Source organism: Paraburkholderia unamae, from assembly GCF_003268775.1.
GTDB lineage: Bacteria > Pseudomonadota > Gammaproteobacteria > Burkholderiales > Burkholderiaceae > Paraburkholderia > Paraburkholderia unamae.
On the sequence record NZ_QLSU01000018.1, the window covers coordinates 24,369 to 46,352 of the forward strand.

At 66.4% G+C, this 21,984-nt stretch carries 17 protein-coding genes; 10 read left to right on the forward strand and 7 right to left on the reverse strand.

What is annotated here, in order from left to right; genetic code table 11:
* Positions 1–73: 73 nt before the first annotated feature.
* The 7 genes from C7401_RS26550 (at position 74) to C7401_RS26580 (ending at position 9,460) form a co-directional block, all read left to right on the forward strand.
* Positions 74–1,393, forward strand: coding sequence for an NAD(P)/FAD-dependent oxidoreductase (locus tag C7401_RS26550; protein ID WP_112174407.1), 1,320 nt, complete (start codon positions 74–76; stop codon positions 1,391–1,393).
* A gap of 150 nt (positions 1,394–1,543) precedes the next feature.
* Positions 1,544–2,875, forward strand: coding sequence for an MFS transporter (locus C7401_RS26555; RefSeq protein ID WP_112174408.1), 1,332 nt, complete (start codon positions 1,544–1,546; stop codon positions 2,873–2,875).
* Between the two features lie 99 nt (positions 2,876–2,974).
* Positions 2,975–3,883 (forward strand): dihydrodipicolinate synthase family protein, encoded by a 909-nt coding sequence (locus tag C7401_RS26560; protein ID WP_112174409.1) that lies wholly within the window; start codon positions 2,975–2,977, stop codon positions 3,881–3,883.
* A complete protein-coding gene (locus C7401_RS26565) occupies positions 3,883–5,385 on the forward strand; it encodes an aldehyde dehydrogenase (protein WP_112174410.1) in 1,503 nt (500 codons plus the stop codon). The genes C7401_RS26560 and C7401_RS26565 overlap by 1 nt, the downstream gene beginning before the upstream one ends.
* A 117-nt stretch (positions 5,386–5,502) precedes the next feature.
* Positions 5,503–6,429, forward strand: coding sequence for an aromatic amino acid DMT transporter YddG (yddG, locus tag C7401_RS26570; protein ID WP_112174411.1), 927 nt, complete (start codon positions 5,503–5,505; stop codon positions 6,427–6,429).
* 324 nt (positions 6,430–6,753) lie between these two features.
* Complete coding sequence (locus C7401_RS26575) at positions 6,754–8,187, forward strand: aminotransferase-like domain-containing protein (protein ID WP_112174412.1); 1,434 nt, start codon at positions 6,754–6,756, stop codon at positions 8,185–8,187.
* A gap of 166 nt (positions 8,188–8,353) precedes the next feature.
* The gene (locus C7401_RS26580; protein ID WP_112174413.1) at positions 8,354–9,460 is read left to right on the forward strand and encodes a hypothetical protein; all 1,107 of its coding nucleotides are present in this window, start codon (positions 8,354–8,356) and stop codon (positions 9,458–9,460) included.
* Between the two features lie 36 nt (positions 9,461–9,496).
* On the opposite strand, the gene C7401_RS26585 is transcribed toward C7401_RS26580, so the two are convergent.
* The gene (locus C7401_RS26585) at positions 9,497–11,803 is read right to left on the reverse strand and encodes an EAL domain-containing protein (RefSeq protein WP_112174414.1); all 2,307 of its coding nucleotides are present in this window, start codon (positions 11,801–11,803) and stop codon (positions 9,497–9,499) included.
* A gap of 272 nt (positions 11,804–12,075) precedes the next feature.
* A complete protein-coding gene (locus C7401_RS26590) occupies positions 12,076–13,269 on the reverse strand; it encodes a phytanoyl-CoA dioxygenase family protein (RefSeq protein WP_112174415.1) in 1,194 nt (397 codons plus the stop codon).
* A gap of 91 nt (positions 13,270–13,360) precedes the next feature.
* Here C7401_RS26590 and C7401_RS26595 point away from each other — a divergent pair, with 91 nt between their 5' ends.
* The gene (locus C7401_RS26595) at positions 13,361–14,401 is read left to right on the forward strand and encodes a LacI family DNA-binding transcriptional regulator (RefSeq protein ID WP_112174416.1); all 1,041 of its coding nucleotides are present in this window, start codon (positions 13,361–13,363) and stop codon (positions 14,399–14,401) included.
* 23 nt (positions 14,402–14,424) lie between these two features.
* Here C7401_RS26595 and C7401_RS26600 read toward each other — a convergent pair whose 3' ends face one another.
* Complete coding sequence (locus C7401_RS26600) at positions 14,425–15,366, reverse strand: LysR family transcriptional regulator (RefSeq protein WP_112174417.1); 942 nt, start codon at positions 15,364–15,366, stop codon at positions 14,425–14,427.
* A gap of 173 nt (positions 15,367–15,539) precedes the next feature.
* On the opposite strand from C7401_RS26600, the gene C7401_RS26605 reads away from it, so the two are divergent.
* Positions 15,540–17,051, forward strand: coding sequence for a CoA-acylating methylmalonate-semialdehyde dehydrogenase (locus tag C7401_RS26605; protein WP_112174418.1), 1,512 nt, complete (start codon positions 15,540–15,542; stop codon positions 17,049–17,051).
* Between the two features lie 81 nt (positions 17,052–17,132).
* On the opposite strand, the gene C7401_RS26610 is transcribed toward C7401_RS26605, so the two are convergent.
* Positions 17,133–17,366 carry a hypothetical protein gene (locus C7401_RS26610; RefSeq protein ID WP_133254570.1) on the reverse strand — a complete coding sequence of 78 codons (234 nt, stop codon included), beginning with the start codon at positions 17,364–17,366 and terminating at the stop codon, positions 17,133–17,135.
* A gap of 330 nt (positions 17,367–17,696) precedes the next feature.
* Positions 17,697–18,524, reverse strand: coding sequence for a TIM barrel protein (locus C7401_RS26615; RefSeq protein ID WP_112174420.1), 828 nt, complete (start codon positions 18,522–18,524; stop codon positions 17,697–17,699).
* A gap of 160 nt (positions 18,525–18,684) precedes the next feature.
* On the opposite strand from C7401_RS26615, the gene C7401_RS26620 reads away from it, so the two are divergent.
* Entirely contained in the window at positions 18,685–19,749 is a 1,065-nt protein-coding gene (locus C7401_RS26620) for a LacI family DNA-binding transcriptional regulator (RefSeq protein ID WP_112174421.1), read from the forward strand.
* Between the two features lie 24 nt (positions 19,750–19,773).
* Here the strand turns inward: C7401_RS26620 and C7401_RS26625 are convergent, their stop codons facing one another.
* Entirely contained in the window at positions 19,774–20,622 is an 849-nt protein-coding gene (locus C7401_RS26625; protein ID WP_224044362.1) for a sugar phosphate isomerase/epimerase family protein, read from the reverse strand.
* Between the two features lie 43 nt (positions 20,623–20,665).
* On the reverse strand, positions 20,666–21,901 hold the full coding sequence (locus C7401_RS26630; protein WP_258397244.1) for an NAD(P)/FAD-dependent oxidoreductase: 1,236 nt from the start codon (positions 21,899–21,901) through the stop codon (positions 20,666–20,668).
* Positions 21,902–21,984: the final 83 nt, after the last annotated feature.

Sequence of the window (21,984 nt, forward strand, 5' to 3'; positions counted from 1 at the left end):
GCGCACGTAGTCTGTCGTGCGCCGTCGGTCGCATCACGCGGCGGTCGGTTCACAGGCGACATGGGATTTAGGAATGCAAAACGTTACATCGCTTCCCGCGGACGACAGGATGTGCGGCTGGTATCACACGAGCCCGCAGCGCCACCCAAGGCCGAGCCACGCGGGGCAAACGAAGGCGCGCTGGGCCGTGGTGGGCGCAGGATTCACGGGACTGGCCGCCGCGCGTCAGCTCGCCCTGAATTTTCCCGACGACGAGATCGTGCTCGTCGAAGCGCAGGAGGTGGGCTTCGGCACCTCGGGGCGCAACGCGGGCTTTGCAATCGACCTGCCGCACGATATCGGCGCCGACGACTATATCGGCGACATCGCCACGGCGAAGACCACGTTGAAGCTCAACGTGCTCGGCCAGACGATCCTGCGCGACATCGTCGCGACGCATGGCATCGACTGTCATTTGAGCGCTTCCGGCAAGTATCAGGCGGCGGTGGCCGAGCGCGGCGTGGCGGTGCTCGACGCCTACCGGCGCGGCCTCGACAAGCTCGGCCAGCCGTACGAGGTGATCGAAGGCAAGGACCTGCCCTCGCACATAGGCACGTCGTTCTATCGCAAGGCCTTGTTCACGCCCGGCACCGTACTCGTGCAGCCTTCGGCGCTCGTCAAGGGTCTTGCCGATGCGTTGCCGTCCAATGTCACGCTGCACGAGCACACACCCATTACCGATGTCGAGTATGGCGAGAAGATCGTGCTCGCACATCGCGGCGGCCGCATCACGGCAGACAAGCTCGTGCTCGCGAACAACGCGTTCGGCATGCGCTTCGGCTTTCTTCAGCGCACGATGCTGCCCGTGTTCCTCTATGCGAGCCTCACCCGGCCGCTAACCGAAGCCGAACAGGCGCAGCTCGGCGGCAAGCCGTTCTGGGGCGTGATACCGGCGGACCCGTTCGGCAGCACGCTGCGCCGCACGCACGACAACCGCATCCTGGTGCGCAACAGTTTCAGCTTCAACCCCGACGGCCGCCCGAAGGAACAGTACCTCTCGCGCTTCGCCGAGCGCCATCGCCGCTCGTTCGAACGGCGCTTCCCGATGCTGCCGGATGTCGGGTTCGATTACACGTGGAGCGGTTCGCTGGCGCTCTCGCACAATCACAAGGGGTTCTTCGGGCAGCTCGCGCCCAATGTCTATGGCGCGCTGTGCTGCAACGGTCTGGGCATCACGCGCGGCACCGTCACGGGCACCCTGCTCGCCGACTGGCTCGCGGGCAAGCGCGGCGATCTGATCGATTTTCTGCTGGCGACATCGGGCCCGAACAAGACCCCGCCGGAACCTTTCCTCTCGATGGGCGTGAACGCCACCCTGTGGTGGGGGCAACGCAAGGCGGGACTGGAAAGCTGAACGTATTCCGGCCACGCGAGGCCGGGCAAAGCGGCGACAAGCCCGCTATTCGACTGAACATATTGCATTCGATACATTCAGGATCGCGAACCAATATACAAGGTTCGCGCCGGGATGTAGCGCATCCCATTTCATGGAAGGAGACAGGCAATGTCGAAGAATCACGTGACCATCGAGGACGTTCCGCTCAATGGATTCCACCAGTTGCTCACCATTCGTTCCAGCGGCGGCTGGCTCATGGACGGCTATGTGCTGAGTATCATCGGCGTGGCCATGGTGCAGTTTTCCGCGGCGCTCGGGCTCACCAGTTTCTGGGAAGGCATGGTCGCCGCCTCGGCGCTCATCGGCATTTTCTTCGGCGGGTTCCTCGGCGGCTGGCTCTCCGATCGCCTCGGGCGCCAGAAGCCCTACTTCTTCGGCCCCGTGATCTTCCTGGTGTGTTCGGTCGCCCAGTTCTGGGTCCAGTCGGGCGAAGCGCTGTTCTTCCTGCGCTTTCTCATCGGCATCGGCGTGGGTATCGAATATCCCGTAGCAGGTTCGCTGCTCGTGGAATTCATGCCCCGCAAGTATCGCGGGCCGCGCCTTGCCATGCTCACCATCATCTGGTTCCTGGGCGCGGCGCTCGCCTATATCGTCGGCAACCTCATTCTGAGCAGCGGCAGCCCCGACGCGTGGCGCTGGGTGCTGGCCAGTCCCGCGGTGATCGGCCTCGTGCTGTTCGTGGTGCGCATCGGCACGCCCGAGTCGCCGCGCTGGCTGCTCAGCAAGGGCCGCGCCGCGGAGGCTGAGGCCGTCATCAAGCAAGTCTACGGTCCTTCGTTCTCCTTGAAGAACCTGCCCGAAGAGCAAACCGAAAAGAAGATCTCGCTGTGGGCGCTGCTGCATTCCGGCTACGGCAAGCGCATGCTTTTCGTCTCGCTGTTCTGGAGCTGCTCCGTGATTCCCGTGTTCGCGGTCTACTCCTTCGCCCCGCGCGTGCTCGAAGCGCTGCACCTCACGGGCCAGTGGGAATCGCTCGGCTCAGTGGCGATCACGCTGCTGTTCGTGGTGGGCTGCATCATCGCCACGCGCATCATCAACGAACTCGGCCGCCGCGCCATGGTGATCCACAGCTTCCTGTGGTCGGGCCTCGCGCTGCTCGCGCTCGGCGCCTGTTCGAACAGCTCGGCCATCCTGATCCTCGTGCTGTTCGGCGCGTATGCGGTCCTGATCGGCGGCGCGCAGGTGCTGCAACTCGTGTACCCGAACGAAATCTTCCCCACCGACATTCGCGCCTTCGCCGTGGGCATGGGCGCCTCGCTCTCGCGCATCGGCGCGGCCGTCGGCACCTGGCTCGTTCCCATCGGACTGCAAACCATCGGCATCGGCAACACCATGTATGCGGCGGCGGCGGTTTCGTTCATCGGTCTCGCGGCTTCGCTCGCCCTCGCGCCGGAAACCCGCTCGCTGAGCCTGCAAGAGGCCGCTTCGCTCAACCACTGACACCCGGCGGCGCGCCACCGTCGAACCGGAAAACGGCGCGCTTTTCGTCAATCCATTGGTTTTCCACCCATTCGTTTCCCTCTTTCGCGGAAGAACATCATGAAGTTTGAAGGCATCTACACCCCCGCTATCACGCCGTTGAACGCCGAAGGGCAAATCGACAAGACGGCGTTCGCCGATGTGCTCGAATCGCTGATCGCGGCGCGCGTGCACGGCATCATCATCGGCGGCTCGACCGGCGAGTATTACGCGCACACCGCGCAGGAGCGCTTCGACCTGGCCGCGTGGGCGAAGGAAGTGATCGGCGCGCGCGTTCCCCTCATCATCGGCACGGGCGCGGTGCGCACCGAGGACTCCGTCGAATACGCCAAGGCGGCGAAGGCCATCAAGGCCGACGCGATCCTGGTCGGCTCCCCGCCCTACGCGCTGCCCACGGAGCAGGAAAACGCCGCGCACGCGCTGGCGATCGACCGCGCCGCCGGCCTGCCCGTCATGCTCTACAACTATCCCGGCCGCATGAGCGTGGCGATGGGCCGCACGTTCTTCGAAACCGTGTTGCAGGCTTCGAAGAACTTCGTGGCCATCAAGGAGAGTTCCGGCCAGACGGGCCAACTGCACATGCTCGCGCGCGAGTTCCCGCAGCTCGACCTGTCGTGCGGGTGGGACGACCAGGCGCTGGAGTTCTTCGCATGGGGCGCGCGTAGCTGGGTGTGCGCCGGCTCCAACTTCCTGCCGGGCGAGCATGTCGCGCTGTACGAGGCGTGCGTGATCGAGAAGAACTTCGACAAGGGCCGCCGCATCATGTCCGCCATGCTGCCGCTCATGGACTTCCTGGAGGAAGGCAAGTTCGTGCAGTCCATCAAGTACGGCTGCGAGCTTGCGGGCCTGCGCGCCGGCGGCGTGCGTGCGCCGCTGCAAGGGCTCGGCGAGCAGGAAAAGCAGAAGCTCGCGGGCGTGGTCGCCGCGCTCAAGCGCGAGGTGGCGTTGGTTGCGGGAGGGCAAGCCTGATGGCTGAACTGCTCAGCGCGCCCGAGTATGCGGCGCTGGCCGCCAACCTGCGGCTGCCTTCGCAGGCGTTCATCGACGGCGCATTCCAGCCCTCGCGCTCCGGCGCAACGTTCGCCACGGTCAATCCCGCGACGGACGCGGTCCTCACGGAAATCGCCGCCTGCGACGCCGCCGATGTCGACTTCGCCGTAGCCAAGGCGAGAGCCGCGTTCGAGGACGGCCGCTGGCGCGCGCTCGCGCCCTCGCGGCGCAAGGCGATCCTGCTGAAGTTCGCCGATCTGCTCGAAGCCCACGCGCACGAACTCGCGACCATGGAGAGCCTCGACAGCGGCAAGCCGATTCGCGAGTGCCAGAACACGGATGTGCCGGAAACGATCCACACGATCCGCTGGCACGCCGAGCTGATCGACAAGATCTACGACAACACCGCGCCCGTGGGCGCGAATGCGCTCGCCCTCGTGCTGCGCGAGCCGATTGGCGTGGTTGGCCTGGTCCTGCCCTGGAATTTCCCGTTGCTGATGCTCGCATGGAAAATCGGCCCGTCTCTCGCGGCCGGTTGCTCCATCGTCGTGAAGCCCGCGAAGGAAACCACGCTGACCGCGCTGCGCGTGGCGCAACTCGCACACGAAGCGGGCGTGCCAGCAGGCGTTTTCAACGTGCTGCCGGGCGGCGGCAAGGAAGTGGGCGAGCCGCTCGGGCTGCACATGGACGTGGATATGGTGAGCTTCACGGGCTCGACGGAAACGGGCCGCCGCTTCCTGCGCTATGCCGCCGACTCCAACCTCAAGCGCATCGTGCTGGAATGCGGAGGCAAAAATCCCGCAGTCGTGTTGCGCGACGCCAAGGATCTCGATACAGTCGCACAGCACGTCGTCAACGGCGCCTTCTGGAACATGGGCGAGAACTGCTCGGCGTCGTCGCGGCTGATCGTCCACGCCGAGATCAAGGACGCCCTCCTGCAACGTATCGGCGTGCAAATGCGCGAATGGCGCATGGGCGATCCGCTCGATCCGGAGCACCGCGTGGGCGCGCTGGTGAGCAAGGCGCACTTCGAGAAAGTGCGCGGCTACCTCATGCATGCCGACGCGGAAGGCTTGCGCGTGGCGTACGGCGGAGACACCCGGGGCGGCGTTTTCGTCGAGCCGACGGTGGTGGACGGCGTGGGCCCGGCGAGCCGCCTGTTCCAGGAAGAAATCTTCGGCCCGGTGCTTTCGGTGACAACGTTCACCCACATCGACGAGGCCATCGCGCTGGCCAACGACTCCGTCTACGGCCTCGCCGCCTCGGTCTACACGAGCGACCTGAACCACGCCATGCGCCTGTCGCGCGAGATCCGCGCGGGCGTGGTGACGGTCAACTGCTTCGGCGAAGGCGACGTCACGACGCCGTTCGGCGGCTACAAGCAGTCCGGGTTTGGCGGCCGCGACAAGTCCGTGTGGGCGCACGACCAGTACACCGAGATCAAGACCATCTGGATCGACGTGCCCGCGAGCGCCGGTTAAGGGCATCGCGCCGCTGTGCCGTTCGGGGCCGTCCGTTGTGGTGTCCCCGAACGCGGTATCGCGTGTGTCACGACGGCGCGCGTGACGGGGTTGAATCAATTTGAGCGAGTGGGAAGGATGAATAGCAAGAAGAAGGCAACGCTGATCGGGCTCATCGCCGTCGTATTGTGGGCATCGATCGTCGCCCTCATTCGCGGCGTGAGCGAAAGCTTCGGCGCGACCGGCGGCGCGGCGATGGTCTATACGGTGGCGTCCGTGTTCCTCGTGTTCAGCGTGGGCTTTCCGAAGCTGCGCGAGTTTCCGCGCAGCTATCTGCTGTGGGGAAGCCTGCTGTTCGTCGCCTACGAGCTTTGCCTGTCGCTCTCCATCGGCTATGCCAGCAGCGGGCGGCAGGCCATCGAAGTCGGCATGGTGAACTACCTGTGGCCGACCTTCACGCTCGCCTCGGCCATTCTCTTCAACCGGCAACGGGCAAACCTGCTGGTCGTGCCGGGCTTCCTGCTTTCCATGTTCGGGATTTGCTGGGTGCTGGGCGGCGACCAGGGCCTGGACCTGCCGGGCATGCTGAAGAACGTCAACGCCAACCCGCTCAGCTACGGCCTCGCGTTTGTCGGCGCGCTGATCTGGGCCGCCTATTGCACGGTCACGGCGCGCATTGCCAACGGCAAGAACGGCGTGACGCTGTTTTTCATGCTGGTTTCGCTCGTTCTCTGGATCAAGCTCGGCATAGAAGGGCCTGGCGTCATGACCTTCAGCGTCCATGCGATCGTCTATCTCGTGCTGGCCGCCTGCGCCATGGGCTTCGGCTACGCCGCGTGGAACGTGGGCATTCTGCACGGCAACGTCACCGTTCTCGCCGGGGCGTCGTATTTCATCCCCGTGCTCTCCGCCGCCCTCGCGGCGGCTCTCCTGCACGCGCCGCTTTCCGTGCAGTTCTGGCAAGGCGCGGTGATGGTGTGCGGCGGCTCGATCCTCTGCTGGATCGCCACGCGCACCCGCCAGGCCAAAACGGCGACGCCCGTTCGCACGAGCGAAAGCGCCTGACGAGAAATGCCCCGGCACGCGAGTGCCGGGGCGAAATGCTTGCCACGCTACAGGCAAAAGAAGAGCCGCAAGCTCTGCGGGTTTAGGCGATGAACCGGGCACTCGCGCAGTAATCCCGACGCATCCCGGGAGAACAGACCCGGACTTCGATGCGCGCTGAACGCAATGATCCGCGCTGGCGCTCGCGCCGTACAGAAGCAGTCGCGGACAAAAACAGCGCAGCAGATTGCTGCCCAGGCGGCTTCCCAAGCGCGGCGAGACAGACGAAAATCGACCCCATCGCCGCCGCCCTCCGCCCACGCCCCCTTCGAATACCGCAAGCGCATGACCCGCTACGAACGCCTCGCGCAGAGCATGGCCACCGAGATTCGCTCCGGCAATCTGACGCCAGGCTCGCGCATGCCGTCGCTGCGGCAGATCATCGCACAGCATGGCGTGAGCCAGTCCACGGCGGCGCGCGCCTACTATCTGCTTGAACAGTGGGGCCTCGTGCGCGCCGAGGAGCGCTCGGGCTACTACGTCGCGCCGCCGCCCGCGAAGGTGGCCGGTGCGGCCGGTGCGGCCTCGCGCGCGGCGGCCGGCGAGTCAGCCACGGTCGATATCAGCGAGCTGGTTTTCTCGGTGCTCGACGCCGCGAAACGGCCCGGCATCGTGCCGCTCGGCTCCGCGTTCCCCTCGCCGCTGCTCTTTCCGCTCTCGCGCCTCGCGAAGTCTCTCGGGCAGGCCGCGCGCAACGTGAGCCCGTGGAGCACGGTTGTCGACCTGCCGCCGGGCAACGAAAACCTGCGGCGGCAGATCGCGCTGCGCTACATGCGCGTGGGCATCTCGCAGCCGGCCGAGGACATCATCGTGACCAACGGCGCGCTCGAAGCGCTGAACCTGTGCCTCATGGCGGTCACGCAGCCGGGCGACATCGTCGCGGTGGAGTCGCCGGGCTTCTATGCCGCGCTTCAGGCGATCGAGCGCCTTGGCCTGCGCGCGGTCGAAATTCCCGTCGACACGGCCACGGGCCTCGACCTCGACGCGCTGGCCGAAGCGCTCGACAAGCACCCCATCCGCGCCTGCTGGTTCATGACGAACTTCCAGAACCCCACCGGCGTCACGTTGCCGGCGCAGAAAAAGCAGGCGCTCGTCGAGCTGCTCGCGAAGCACGACGTACCGCTTATCGAAGACGACGTGTACGGCGAGCTGCACTACGCGCCGAACTACCCGCCGCCCGCCATGGCCTTCGACAAGCGCGGGCTCGTCATGCATTGCGGCTCGTTTTCGAAGAACCTCGCGCCCGGCTACCGCGTGGGCTGGGCGAGCGCCGGACGCTTCGCCGAGCGCGTGCAGCGCCTGAAGCTCATGACGACGATCTCGGCAAGCATTCCCGTGCAGGCCGGCATTGCCGACTACCTGGAGCACGGCGGCTACGAGCGCCACCTGAAGAAAATCCGCCTCGCGATGCAAAGCCAGCGCGACGCGATGATCGACGCGATCCGCCGCTGGCTGCCCGAAGGCACGCAGCACACCTGCCCCGAAGGCGGTTACTTTCTCTGGCTCACCTTTCGCGAGGCTGTCGACGCCATGGCGCTGCACCGGCTCGCCATCGAACGCGGCATCAGCGTGGCGCCGGGCCCCCTCTTTTCCGCCTCGCACGCGTTCGAGAATTGCATCCGGCTCAACTACGGCCACCCGTGGTCGCCGCGCATCGACGAGGCGATCCGCACGCTCGGCGAACTGCTCGTGCATCCCGAGGTGCGTGCGCAAGCCTGAGCGACGCGGGCGCAAGCCGCCGTATCGCGCCCGGGCCATGCGCGATGAGTCGCGCCCGCGCATTCGCCTTCGTTCGCCGGCATACCCTGGTGCTTTCCCGCCGCTTGATTGTCACCGGCCACGGTGTACGATCCAGCCATCGATAACCAGAAAGACGGTGGACCCCATGGACACGACCGTGCGGCACGCGGCGGCCATCACAGTGATCGCACTGGGCTGCGGATTCTCGGTGACGTCTCACGCCTATAGCAAGGAAGATGACGCCCAGGCGCAGGACCGCGAAGTGCAGGCCGCGTACGACCGCGGCTACAAGGCGGCCAGGGAGGAGATGGCGCAATCGTCCGCAACCCATGCACCGGCCGCTGCTGCGGGTAGCACTTCGGGTAATACCGCGGCCAACGCATCAACCAACGCATCGGCCGCCGCGCCGAAAAAAGCCGCGGGCGCGCCCAAGCCCATTCTCGACTTCAAGCATACGTACAGCGACGCAGGTGACACCAGCGACGTCACGACGGTCATGACCGTGCCGGTCGTGGTCAAGCCGCTCGCCGAAGGCGGCGACGCCCAGGCCGCGCCCGTTGCCGCCGCACAGGCGCCTGCTCCTGCCCAACCTGCTGCGACCCGCGCCTACGCGCAAACGCCCGCCAACCATCGCCCGGTCGCGGCGGCGCCGCCCGCGCAGCAGAACATCGCCCCGCCCGGGTCGCTGGCCAGCGACGAAACCGAGGAAGAGGCGCAGCCGCCGCGCGCCGCGCAGGTGTACTCGAGCGGCAATGGGCAGTACGCGCAAGCACCGGCACAGTACGCGTCGTCGCAGCCGCGTGGCTATGGCCAGCCGCGGCCTCAGCCGCAACCGCAACCGCAGCAACCGGTCTACGAGCAGCAACAGCCGGCTTTCGAGCAACAACAGGGCGGCCAGCAGTACGGCCAGCGATACGAGCAACAGGACGACCGGGAATACGGTCAAGCGTACGGGCAGGGGTACGGACAACAATACGGGCAACAAGACGCTCAACAAGACGGACAACGCTACGGACAGCAGTACGCACAACCACCCGCACAGCAGCCCTACGCCCGACAGTACGCGCAGCAACCTTACCCGCAGCAATACGCGCAGCAGTATGCCCAACTGCCCGCCCGACAACCCGCTTACGCGCCGCCCCGCCCCGGGTACTACCCGCCGCCCGCGCCGTGGAACGCCCAGTACGCACCGCAGCCCCAGGCGCGCTGGGTGTACTGGTCGCCGCAGTACGGCCGCTGGATGTACTACTGATACCGGACGCGGCCGCGCCGGTAACGCCACGCAACCTCAAGCCACCATCGCCACGCTGGGCCGCCCGGGCAGCGGCTCGGGCAAGCCGACGCAGTAGCCCTGCACGTAATCGATGCCGATCCCGCTCAGGCGGCCGATGATCGCCTCGCTTTCCACGAACTCGGCGATGGTCGCCTTGCCCGCCGCATGCGCCACCTGATGGATCGACTGCACGATCGTGCGATCCAGCTCGCTGCTGGTGATGCCGCGCACGAAGCTGCCGTCGATCTTCAGGTAATCCACGGGCAGCGTCTTCAGGTAGTTGAACGAAGACATGCCGACGCCGAAATCGTCCAGCGCAAAGCGGCAGCCCAGGGCGCGCAGGCTTTCCATGAGCGCGATCGCCTTCGACAGATTGGTGATGACGGCCGTCTCCGTAATTTCGAAGCAGACCTGCTCGAAGCGGATTCCACACCGCCTTTGCTGCTGCACGATATAGGCAAGGAGGCTCTCGTCGCCAAGCGAAGCGCCCGAGAGGTTGATCGACCAGACGCTCGCCGCGAGCTGGCCCTGGGCGATGGCGTCGAACGCGTGGGCGATCACCCAGCGGTCGACGAGCGGCATCAGGTTGAAGCGCTCCGCCGCGCCGATGAAGCGGGCGGGCGCGATCAGCGCGCCGGATTCATCCACCATGCGCAGCAGCAGCTCGACGTGCGACTCCTCGCCGGAGGCATCGGGCTTGAGCGATTTGATCTGTTGCGCATACAGGCAGAAGCGGTCGTGATCGAGCGCGGCCTTCACGCGCGCGACCCACTCCATCTGCGTATGCGTGGCGGACTGCAACTGGTCCTCCACCGAGTAGCGGTGCACCCGGTTGCGGCCCTTTTCCTTCGCCATGTAGCAGGCCACGTCCGCCGCCTTCATGATGTCCCAGGCCGAAGGGAGCGTCGCGTCCACGCCGACCACGCCGATGCTCACGCCCGTGGTGAGCGCGCGCTGGTCCCACGGCAGCCGCAGCTGCGTCACCGCGAGCCGCAGGTCCTCGGCAACCTTCAGGGCGTGGTCGATGCCGCTTTGCGGCAGCACCACGCCGAACTCGTCGCCGCCAAGACGCGCGAGGATATCGTCGCGCGTGAGGCGCTGCTGGAGCACCGCGCTCACGTGGCGGATCATCTCGTCGCCCGCGGCGTGTCCGCACGTATCGTTGACGACCTTGAACTGGTCGAGGTCGAGGAACATCACCGCCTGCTCGCGCGAGGCCCCCTGTGCGAGCAGGCCGGCGAGCCGCCGCTCGAACTCACGCCGGTTCAGCAGGCCCGTGAGGTGGTCGTGCGTGGCCTGATACTCCAGCTCGGCCGCGTGCTTGCGCGCCATGCTGGCGTCGCGCAGCACCATCACCGTGCCCATCGACTCGCCTTCCGTGTCGCGCATCGTGGACACGGAGCAGGCGACCGGCAGCAGCGACCCGTCGGGCCGCGCCACGGACAAGTGCCGCTCCACATCGTCGGCGTCCGCCGCGCGGTTCTTCAGGCACTGGCTGGTGACGACGTCGCCGCTGCGGTCGTCGTAAATCTCGCATACGTCGAAAAGCGATCGCAGATGCACCTGGCCGGCCGTGCGTCCGAGCATGCGCTCGGCGGCGCCATTGCAGTAGGTGACGTTTGCCTGCGTGTCGAGCCGGATCACGCCGTCGTCGATCGAGGCGAGCGTCGCGTCCGAAAGGCTTCGCTCCGTGGCCACGCGCGCTTCGGCGCGCTTGAGGTCGGAGATGTCGAAAATGCACCCGACGATGCGCGTGGCCCGGCCGCTCTCGTCGCGGATGGCTGTGCCGCGCCCGCGGCACCAGAGGTACGCGCCGTCCACCATGCGCAGGCGGTACTCGATGTCGTAGACGCTGCGATGTTTCAGGTGGCCGATGATGGACTCGCGCACGCGCGCGAGATCGGCGGGATGCACGAGCGCGTTGAACTCGGCGGTGTCCATGGCCAGATCGCCGTCGCGATAGCCGAGTTGGCGGTAGAGGTAGCTTGAGTAGTAGGCGCGGTCGGTGACGAGATCCCAGTCCCAGAGCCCCGCGTTGATCCCCTCGAAGCCGAGACTCAGCCGTTCTTCGCTCACGCGCAAGCGGGCAACGAGACTGTCGCGCTCGCCGAGCGCCTGCACGTTGACGAGCGCCGAGACGCAAAGCACGAGAATCGCGGCCGAAGCGAGCGCCGCGAGCAATCCCATGGACGCGCCGCTCGCGGGCAGCATGAGCGAAGCCACGAGCATGGCCAGCAGCCCCACAGGCGCGAATGCGAGCGCGATGCGACGGCCGCGTGAGCTACCGGAAAATCCCCTGAATGCGCGTTTTATCAGTCTCATGGCTGATTTGTGTTGTTGTTTGCCTTGGGTCTTGCGCTGGGCGTGCGACGCCCGCGATGACGATCATCGCAGAGCCCGTGCACTGTACCGGTTTGCAGCGGCACAGAGGCATCGGGATTACCCTTAGTTGCAAAGTCAACCAGATTTTCGCGGCAGGAGCGCGCGGCAAAAGCAAAGGTTTGCGCGTGCGTTGGCGTCACATGGGAGGGGCGTGAACAGGCGTAGCGGGGTTTGGACATTCACCGGCCGTCCAACCGGCCGGCCGGTGAAACTCACGGCCGGGGATCGCGCCGCGCGTCATGGTTGCGCAATACCAGGGCGAATGCGGCCGGCTCCAGGTTCTCGTCGAGCGCGTGCAGCATGAGCGCCTGCTGGCTCGGCGGCGCGAGGCCGCCCACGGGCGGATCGCGGTCGAGATTGGTGGGAAACGGATAGCCCTCGGCGCACGCCGCAATCGCTGCGAGCGTCGCGGCTCGATCCATTCGGCCGCTCGCCCGCCGCTCGCGCAGCACGGGGTAAATCGCTTCGCACATGCTCGTGCGGTCGAGCGCTTCCATCGCGCGCCCCATGGCCGACGACACCTGCAACAGATTGGCCATGCGCTGCACGCCTGCGGTCCGGTTGGCGCCCGCCGCGTGAAAGAGCGCGGGGCTGAAGAACACGGCGTCGCCCTTGGCGAGCGGCAACTGCACGCAGTGCGCCTCGAAATATTCGCGAAAGTCGGCGCGCCGCCATGCGAGATAGCCCTCGGCATAACGCTGCGAATACGGCAGGAGCTTCGTCGGCCCGCTTTCGACCGGCATGTCGCCATGCGCCACGGCCCCCTGGAGCGTGAGGAACGCGGACAGCCGGTGCACATGCGCGGGGTAACGCTCGGCCGCCTCGATCGTCTGGAATCCCAGGTGATAGTCGCGATGCGCTTGTTGCGCCTCGCCGCCCGGCCGCACCACGTTGACCTGCGCGGTCATCTGATAGCACGGACCGAGCCACGCCTCGCAAACGGCCATGAGCGCCGCATTCGAAAAGTAATCGACGAAGACGTCCGGCGCCTTCAGGCACAGCTTCTGTTGCGCGTTCCAGATGCGATCGTTCGCGCCCGCCTTCGCGAAGTGGTCCGCTCCGCTTACGCCCTCCTCGCGTTCCGCGCGGATGATGGCCTCGAACACGGCGGTGGCCGCGTCGATCGGCCGTGTGTCGGCGTACGCGCGTTCGAGCACCAGCACGCCCGCGCCGTCGCGAAGCACGTGCGCCCACTCGGCCTGCAACTGCGCGCGCCGCTCGGCATCGTGCAGCATGCCTTCGAGCGGCACACAGTCGTACACGGGAATGCCCCGTCGCACGTCCGTCGCGTAGCGCAGCGCGTCGCCGTCGTCGCGCAGGCAGTCCTTGAACGCTTCGAGCGAGCCATCCCGCTCGCGATACCATTGCCGCCCCATTTGGGCCGTACGCGCCTCGCTCTGTTCCATGTCTGTGTCTCCGGTTTGCATCAAGCATAGCGTTCGCGCCCGGCGGCGAGATACCATAAATCCATCAAAAACACCTCAAGACGGCGGCGGCATGGCTCATCGCTTTCTGATCAAGGAGATCGCCCTGCAAGCGGGGCTTGGCGTCGCGACGGTCGACCGCGTGCTCAACGGCCGGGCGCACGTGCGCGAGCACACGCGCCGGCGCGTGGAGCAGGCGATCAAGGAACTGGAGCAGCAGGCGTTTCAGCTCGCGAGCGCCGGGCGCAAGCTCATGATCGACGTGGTGGTGGAAGCGCCCGCGCGCTTCGCCGACGAAATCCGCCACGCGCTCGAAGCGGAATTGCCGGGCCTGCACCCCGCCGTGTTCCGGCCGCGCTTCGTGATGCGCGAAACGATGACGACGGCCGAGGTGGTCGACACGCTCCATGCAATCGCTCGCCGGGGCAGCCACGGCGTGCTGCTGAAGGCGCGCGACGTGCCCGAGATCGCGGGCGCCATCGGCGAATTGAAGCAGCGCGACATTCCGGTGATCGCGATCTTCACCGACATTCCGCTTTCCGGGCGCATGGCCTATGCCGGGCTCGACAATCGCGTGGCGGGCGCGACCGCCGCCTACCTCATCGGCCAGTGGGTGGGCGCGCGCGCGGGGCAGGTGCTGGTCACGATGAGCGACGAACGCTTCCGGGGCGAGGAAGAACGCGAGATAAGCTTTCGCCGTGCGCTCAGAGCCCGCTGGCCGCAACTCGTGCCAGTCGACGCGAGCGGCGGCCACGGCCTCGACACGCAAACCGAAGCGCGCGTGCGCAAGGTGCTTGCCGCGCATGGCGAAGTCGTCGCGGTGTACTCGATGGGCGGCGGCAATCCTGCCATTCTTCGCGCGCTCGAAGCGCAGGGGCAAACGCCGCATTGCTTCATCGGACACGACCTGGACCGCGACAACATCGCGTTGCTGCGCGCGGGCAAGGTGCAGGCGATTCTGCATCACGACCTGCGGCAGGACATGCGCTCGGCGTGCCAGCATCTCATGCACTTCCACAAGCTGCTGCCGGCTTCGGCTGTCGCGCCCTCCTCCCCGGTCGTCGTGGTCACGCCTGAAAATATTCCGGAGTCCATGGCAAGCCGGTTCCGGTGAGCGCACGAGCGCGCATTGCCGCCTCACTCCAGCGGAAAGCCGTCCTTGAAAGCTTGCCGCAAGAATTCCGCAAAGTGCCTGACCGCGCGCGGCACCTGCGCGCCATACGGGCGCACGACGTGCAGTTGTGAAGCGAACGCCTCCACCGGCCGCCAGTTGGGCAGCAGCACCACGAGCTTGCCCGCCTGTAGCGCGGCCTGCGCGGTGAAGTCGGGCAGCAGCGCGATGCCCAGGTGTTCCAGCGCGGCGTCGCGCAGCGCCTCGCTATTGTTGGCCGAAACCGGGCCGTTCACCGTCACGCTCTCGCGCGGGCTCTCCGCGCGCCGCCCCGCCTTCTCGAACGACCACACGGCCGCGCCCAGCGTACGCGGATAGAACAGGCAGTCGTGGCGCGCGAGATCGGCGGGCGTTTGCGGCGTGCCGCGCTGCTTCAGGTACGCGCGCGTGGCGACGATCACCGAGCGCGTGTCGCAAAGCTTCCAGGCCACGTGCGTTTCGGGCACCTGGGCGCTGTGGCGGATCGCCAGATCGAACCCCTCGGTGGCAATGGAGGTGAGGCGGTCGGACAGCTCCAGTTGCACGCGCACCTCGGGGTGCGCGCGAGAGAACTGGGCGAGGCGCGGCACGAGTTGCTGGCGCGCGAACGCGACGGGCGCCGTGACGCGCACGGTGCCGCGCGCGACGTCGGCCATTTCGCGCACACTCGCGAAACTCGCGGCGATGTTCTCGAACTGGGCGCGCGTGTCCTCCACGAGCCGCCGGCCGGCCTCGGTAAAGCGCACGCTGCGCGTGGTGCGCTGCACCAGCGGCACCCCCGCCACGCGCTCCAGTTCCGCAATGCGCTGGCTCATGGCCGCCTTGCTCACGCCCAGCCGCGCCGCCGCGGCGGTATAGCTGCCCTGCGCGGCGAGCACGTTCAACCAGTGCAAATGTGTCCAGAGCGCTTCGACTCGCTGCGTATCCATCAATGAAAAGTCCGCTTCAGTCCGGTCATACCCGCTTCGATACTAGCAATCTTTCAGGCTCAGCACTACCTATTGTTCACCATGGAAAACAATCAATTCAGCGCCGGAGCCTTTGCACGCCCCCGCGCGCTTCGTACACTGGGCACCACTAACCCCATACCCGAGGAGATGACATGCAGGCCTATACCGACTCCGCAGACGTAATCCACTTCATTGGCGGCAAGACCGAGCGCGGCGCGGGCGACCGCACGCAAGCCGTGTTCAACCCCGCGACGGGCGCCGTGGCGCGCCGCCTGGTGCTGGGCGAAGCCGCCGATGTGGACGCCGCCGTGGCGAGCGCGAAAGCCGCGTTCCCGGCCTGGCGCGACACGCCGCCCATTCGCCGCGCGCGCGTCATGCTGCGCTTTCTCGAACTGATGAACCGCCACAAGGACGAACTGGCGGCCATCATCACGGCCGAGCACGGCAAGGTGTTCGCCGACGCGCAGGGCGAAGTGGCGCGCGGCATCGACGTGATCGAATTCGCCTGCGGCATTCCGCAACTGCTCAAGGGCGACTACACCGAGCAGGTTTCCACGGGCATGGACAACTGGACCGTGCGCCAGCCGCTGGGCGTGGTGGCCGGCATCACGCCGTTCAACTTCCCCTGCATGGTGCCGTGCTGGATGTTCCCGGTGGCGCTCGCGGCGGGCTGCACGTTCATCCTCAAGCCCAGCGAGCGCGACCCGTCGGCGGCGCTCTTCATGGCGCGCCTGCTCAAGGAAGCCGGCTTGCCGGACGGCGTGTTCAACGTCGTCCAGGGCGACAAGGTCGTGGTGGACGCCCTCCTCGCGCATCGCGACGTGAAGGCCGTGAGCTTCGTGGGCTCCACGCCGATCGCGAACTACATCTACGAAACGGGTGCGAAGCACGGCAAGCGCGTGCAGGCGCTGGGCGGCGCGAAAAACCACATGGTCGTGATGCCCGACGCCGACATCGACCAGGCCGTGGACGCGCTGATCGGCGCGGGCTACGGCTCGGCGGGCGAGCGCTGCATGGCGATCTCCGTGGCGGTGCTGGTGGGCGACGTGGCCGACAAGATCGTGCCGCGTCTCGCCGAGCGCGCACGCACGCTCAAGGTGAAGAACGGCATGGAAGCCGATGCCGAAATGGGCCCGATCGTCACGAAGCAGGCGCTGGAGCGCATCGAAGGCTATATCGCGACCGGCGTGGAAGAAGGCGCGACGCTCGTGGTGGACGGACGCGGCCACAAGGTGGCGGGCCACGAAAACGGCTTCTTCACCGGCGGCACGCTGTTCGACAACGTCACGCCGGAAATGCGCATCTACAAGGAAGAGATCTTCGGGCCGGTGCTCGCCTGCGTGCGCGCGAAGGACTTCTCCGAAGCCGTGCAACTGATCAACGACCATGAGTTCGGCAACGGCGTGGCCTGCTTCACGCGCGACGGCAACGTGGCGCGCGAGTTCGGCCGCCAGATCGAAGTGGGCATGGTGGGCATCAACGTGCCGATTCCGGTGCCGATGGCATGGCACGGTTTTGGCGGCTGGAAGCGGAGTTTGTTCGGCGACATGCACGCCTACGGCGAAGAGGGCGTGCGCTTCTATACGAAGCAGAAGTCGATCATGCAACGCTGGCCGGAGAGCACGGAAAAGGGTGCGGAATTTACGATGCCGGTGGCGAAGTAAAACCGGTTGACGCGGCGGCTTCGCATTGCCGCCGCGTCGATCGTCAGATCTCAGCGCCGCGTCTTCGCGCGCGGACGCTGGTCATGCAGACTCCTCGACGCGCTGCGCCCGACGAGGATAAACAGCGAAAGGATCGCGATTCCGGTCAGCACATTCTGGGCTATTTCTCGCAGTCCCATAACCGGCTATCACCTTTTCGAACTCGTCTTGCAACATGGACGGGAGGTTGTTCCTCGCGCTCCAGTCCGCCAACGCGAACAGCGAGAGAACCACCATGGCTGCCAGCAGGTATCCGGCAAACTGGAGATATTCCACGATGCTTTGCCTCCGGAGAGTGCACTCGCAAAAAAGAAAGGCGCACCGCAAAGATGCGCCTTGAACTTGCCTTTCGTAGCCGGGAGTATTCGGCCGATATTTCAGGGGAAGGACTTCAACGGCCGACCGATGATACGACAGGAAAAACGCGCACTGGGCATATTCGGTTTAATCGGCGTCAAGCTATCGCAATGAAATGTGACGATTAGGATATTTCCTAAGGAGAGCGGATCGATGGGTGTTCTGAAGCTGCCTCATCGACGTAGCCAATTGTGAGTTTTCCGCAGTGGTGATGGCGAACCCTTCCGTCCATACCAACGCGATCAATCTTCAAGCCGCTTCAAGCGCCACGCGTAAATAGCCCATGCTCGCGCCAAGCCGCTGCTCGATATCGTCGGCCTGGGCGATGTCATCGGCGAACGGTTCGAACGACGCATGCCCGCGGTAGCCGCCCGCGCGCAGCACCGCAAGCTGGCGCACATTGCCGAGGCGATCGTCGCGGCCCACGAGCACGCGATGGCAGTCGCGCATGTCACTGGCTTCGAGCGCGGCGTCCTCGACACCCGAGATGTGCACGAGCCCCGTACGCTCAGGAAAGAAGCGATCCTCCCCGGCCAGGTGATGATGAAACGTGTCGTGCACGAGCTTGAAATGGCCCTCGCCGTCAGCGTCGTCAATGCCCTGCACGGCGTCGGACTTGCGGCGCAGCGCGCACGCCTCGAAGCCCAGCGTTTCAATGAACCCGAGCAAGCCGTGGTCGTCCAGGATCGGTTTGAGCTGCTTGAGCGCGGCCACCAGATCGGCGTGGCGCCCGGCCGGCGTGCGCGTGTCGAGCGGCGTGTTGGTGGGGCACAGCACCAGCGCCCGCGCGCCGCATGCGGCGGCATGGCGCGCGAGCGTCACCGCTTCGCTCAGGCGCGTCGCGTCGAACTGCTCGAAGCGCTGCAACGCGTTGATCGAGAGTATCGCGAGCCCGGCCGCCTCGCACGCCTGCCTGATTTCCACGGCCGGCGTGCCGTCGGCGATCTCGATACCGGGTAGATCGTTGCGCAGTTCGATCGCACGGATGTCCAGACGCTGGCACAGCGCGACAAACCCGGCGAGGCCAAGCCTCGGCGCGCTCATGCGGTTGAGGGAAAACTGCGGCGCTTCTCTCATCGTCGTCTCCTGGCCTTTTCCGTTCGGTTCGTCGCCTGTGCGATGTCGAAAAGGTAAGCGCCCCATTGACTCGGCTCAACGAAAAGGTTGATGATTTTTCGTCAGCGCCGCGCGCGGCTTTCGCGCGCCGGCCAGGAATCGAAGACAACGGAGACAGCCCATGACGAACCCCGCTTCGCCGCGCCGCAAGCGCACGGCGCGTTTCGTCGAAATTGCCGAGGCGGCGGGCGTGAGCCCGGCCACGGTCGATCGCGTGCTCAACGAGCGCGGCAGCGTTTCCGCCGCCATGCGCGCGCGCGTCGTGGCCGCCGCACGCCAGTTGGGCGTGCCGCGCGTGCTGCCCGAAACGCATCACGGGCTCGTGCATATCGACATCCTGCTGCCGCACAACCCCACGCCGTTTTTCCAGCGCCTGACGCTCGGTCTCGAACGCTCGATGCAAATGCTCGACCGGCGCATCGTGCTGCACCGGCAGTTCCTGCCCGAAGCCGACGACGACGTGATCACGCGCGCCATCCTGCGCCCCGGCTACAAGCGCGCGGCGCTGATCGTCACGACCCATGACACGGCCGAGGTCCGCGACGCGCTGCGCACGGTGATCGCACAAGGCGAGCCCGTGGTCACGATGGTGACCGACATCGACGCGGTGGAGCGCGTGCACTACGCCGGCATCGACAACAGGCTGGCAGGCCGCACGGCGGGCTATTTCGTCGGCAGGCTCGCCACGCGGCCGGGCCGCGTGCTGCTGATCTGCTCGCGCAACGACTATCACGCGCATATCGAGCGCATCAGCGGTTGCCGCGAACAACTGGCCGAATCGTTCCCGCACCTCGTGTGCGACGAAGAAGCGATCGAATCGCTGGACAACGACGACCTATGCCACCGCGCCGTCCTCAAATCGCTCAAGCGCGGCGACGTGGTCGGCATCTACAACAGCGGCTATGCGTCGGCGGGAATCGAGGCGGCGTTACGCAAGGTGGGCGCGACGGGAAAGATCGTCTGGGCGGGCCACGAAATGCTCGACCTGCACCGCCAGTACATCGAGGCGGGCACGATGGATATCGCCATCGACCAGGACCCGGACGGACAGGTCATCTCGGCGTTGCAGCATGCGCTCAACGCATGCGGCGTGCTGGAAACGCCCGCGCCGCCGGGGCCGGTCGAGTTCCGGATTTTCTGCTCGGCGAATGTGCGGCGCAACCCGTATCTCGTCGTCGGGCATTGAGCGCCCTGCTCCACAAGCAAACAATTAGGTATCCGATTGGATTGCCGACTCCCATACCTCGCGAATCCAGTCGCGCATCAGCAGCGATTCGGCCCAGCGGTCGGTCGTGTCGTTGCCGTCGGGCCCGATGATCGCGTACGGTTGCGGCCCAAGCTCGCAGGTAAACGCGAGCGTGTCGTCCGCGCCCGCGCGGCGTCGCCACGAACGAAACCCGTAGCCCCACCAGTCGAGAAAGAGATCCACCCACTTTCGGTGCGGCGCGAATGAAAGCTCGATCTGCACCTGCTCGCGGCTCGCCACACGGCCATGAAACGCCCACGACGAATCGAGAATACGCTGCATATACGCATGATTTTCCTGCGACACGGGCCAGGCGAACTCGCGCCCCACGAGGTAATGCGAGATGTCTCCAAGCAGCTTGAGATCGGGCCGCGCGTCGAGCAGATCGAGCGTGAAATACAGGTCCGTCGTCATGCGGTCGCGATGCGTTTCGATATAGACGGGCATCTCCACCTGCTCCGCGAGACGCTGCCAGCCGTCCAGCAACGCGAGCGCTTCGGCCAGCGTGCGCGGGCGCACGTCGGGCTGAAGGTCCACGTGGTGCAGGCCGAATTCCGTCGCGAGTTCGAGCACGGGTTGCAGATCGTCCACGGTCGTGGGAAAGCACTGCCCTTCCGCCGCGAGTCCGTAGTCCTTACGCAACCGGGCGAGCCGCCGCACGTCTTCGCGGTTCGTGCAATGCGCGCTCACGCCGTCGAAACCCGCTTCGGCAATCATCCGTACGTTCTCTTCGAGCGAGCGCTCGAAGCCGTCGGTATGTCGACGCTCCATCGCCCAGAGCGACTGGAACACCAGCAGTCGTTGCGCCATCATGTCTCCGTTGTGTGGGTCGCTGCGCGGGCGGCGTAATCGCACATCAAAGCAGGCTCTTTAGCTTGACTTCGGGATTCGCCAGCGACTGCGGATCAATCGCCGCCCCTCGCTCCACCAGCATGCGCGCAAGCTTCATCTCCCTCGCAAACGCGCCGGTCGGGCCAAAGCCGCTCGCGCCGACCAGCCGCCCCTGCTCGTCCAGATCGAAGTGAATCTCCGCGTCGCCGCCGGGGATGCGTACGATCGAACGTGCGCCCAGCGCCGGCTCGCCCGCCACCTGCAACTGATGGTCGTACTGATCGGACCAGAACCAGGGCAACTCGCGATACGCGTCGCGCCCGCCCAGCATGTTGTGCGCCGCCACGCGCGCCTGCGTTTCGGCGTTGTGCCAGGTCTCCTGGCGAATGCGATGCGCGCCGAACCGGCTCGGAAACACGGCCACGTCGCCCGCCGCAAAGACGCCGCGCGCCGAAGTGGCCAGCGCTTCGTCCACGAGAATGCCGCGCGCCACCTCGATGCCGGCCGCACGCGCAAGCTCGTCCGCGGGCTCGATGCCTATGCCGACGATCACCGTGTCGGCGTGCAGCGTCTCGCCGCTTTCCAGCATCACGTCGAACGTCGAGTCGGCGCGCTTTTCGAAGGCCTGTGGCGCACGGTTCAGCAGGACGCGCACGCCATTGCGCTCATGCAAGGCGTGCGCCCGCGCCGCGATGGCCGCGGGCACGGCGCGGCCCAGCAGGCGCGCGCCGCCTTCGATCAGCGTCACGTCGCAGCCGCGCGCGCGGGCCGACGCCGCGACCTCCAGGCCGATAAATCCGCCGCCCACCACGACGATATGCGCGCCCGCCGCGAGGCGTGGGCCGATCATCGCGGCGTCGTCGAGCGTGCGCAGGCAGAGCACGCCCGCGTGCGATGCGCCCGGAATCGCCAGCCGCCTCGCGTGGCCGCCCGTCGCGAGCAGCAGCGCTTCGTAGTGGAGCGTCGCGCCGTCGCCCAGTTCGAGCGTGCGCCGCGCAGGGTCCAGCGCGCGCACCGTCGCGACGATATGCTCGACGTCGTCGTCGCGCCATGCCTCGGGGGATCGTAATCCGCATTGCTGCGCGCTTCGCTCACCCGTGAGGAGTGCTTTGGATAGCGGCGGCCTTTCGTACGGCAAATGCGGTTCCGCACCAATCAGCGCGATACGGCCGCGCCAACCGGCCTCGCGCAAGGTCTGCGCGGCGCGGCCGCCCACGTGCCCCGCCCCGACGATCGCCATCACCCGCTCCGTGGCCGCCATCTCGCGTCTCCTGTGTTTGACGCGTGGCTTTGCCGCCGCGCCGCGCGTCAGTTCGCTCCTGGGATCAAACATAAGCGGCGCAG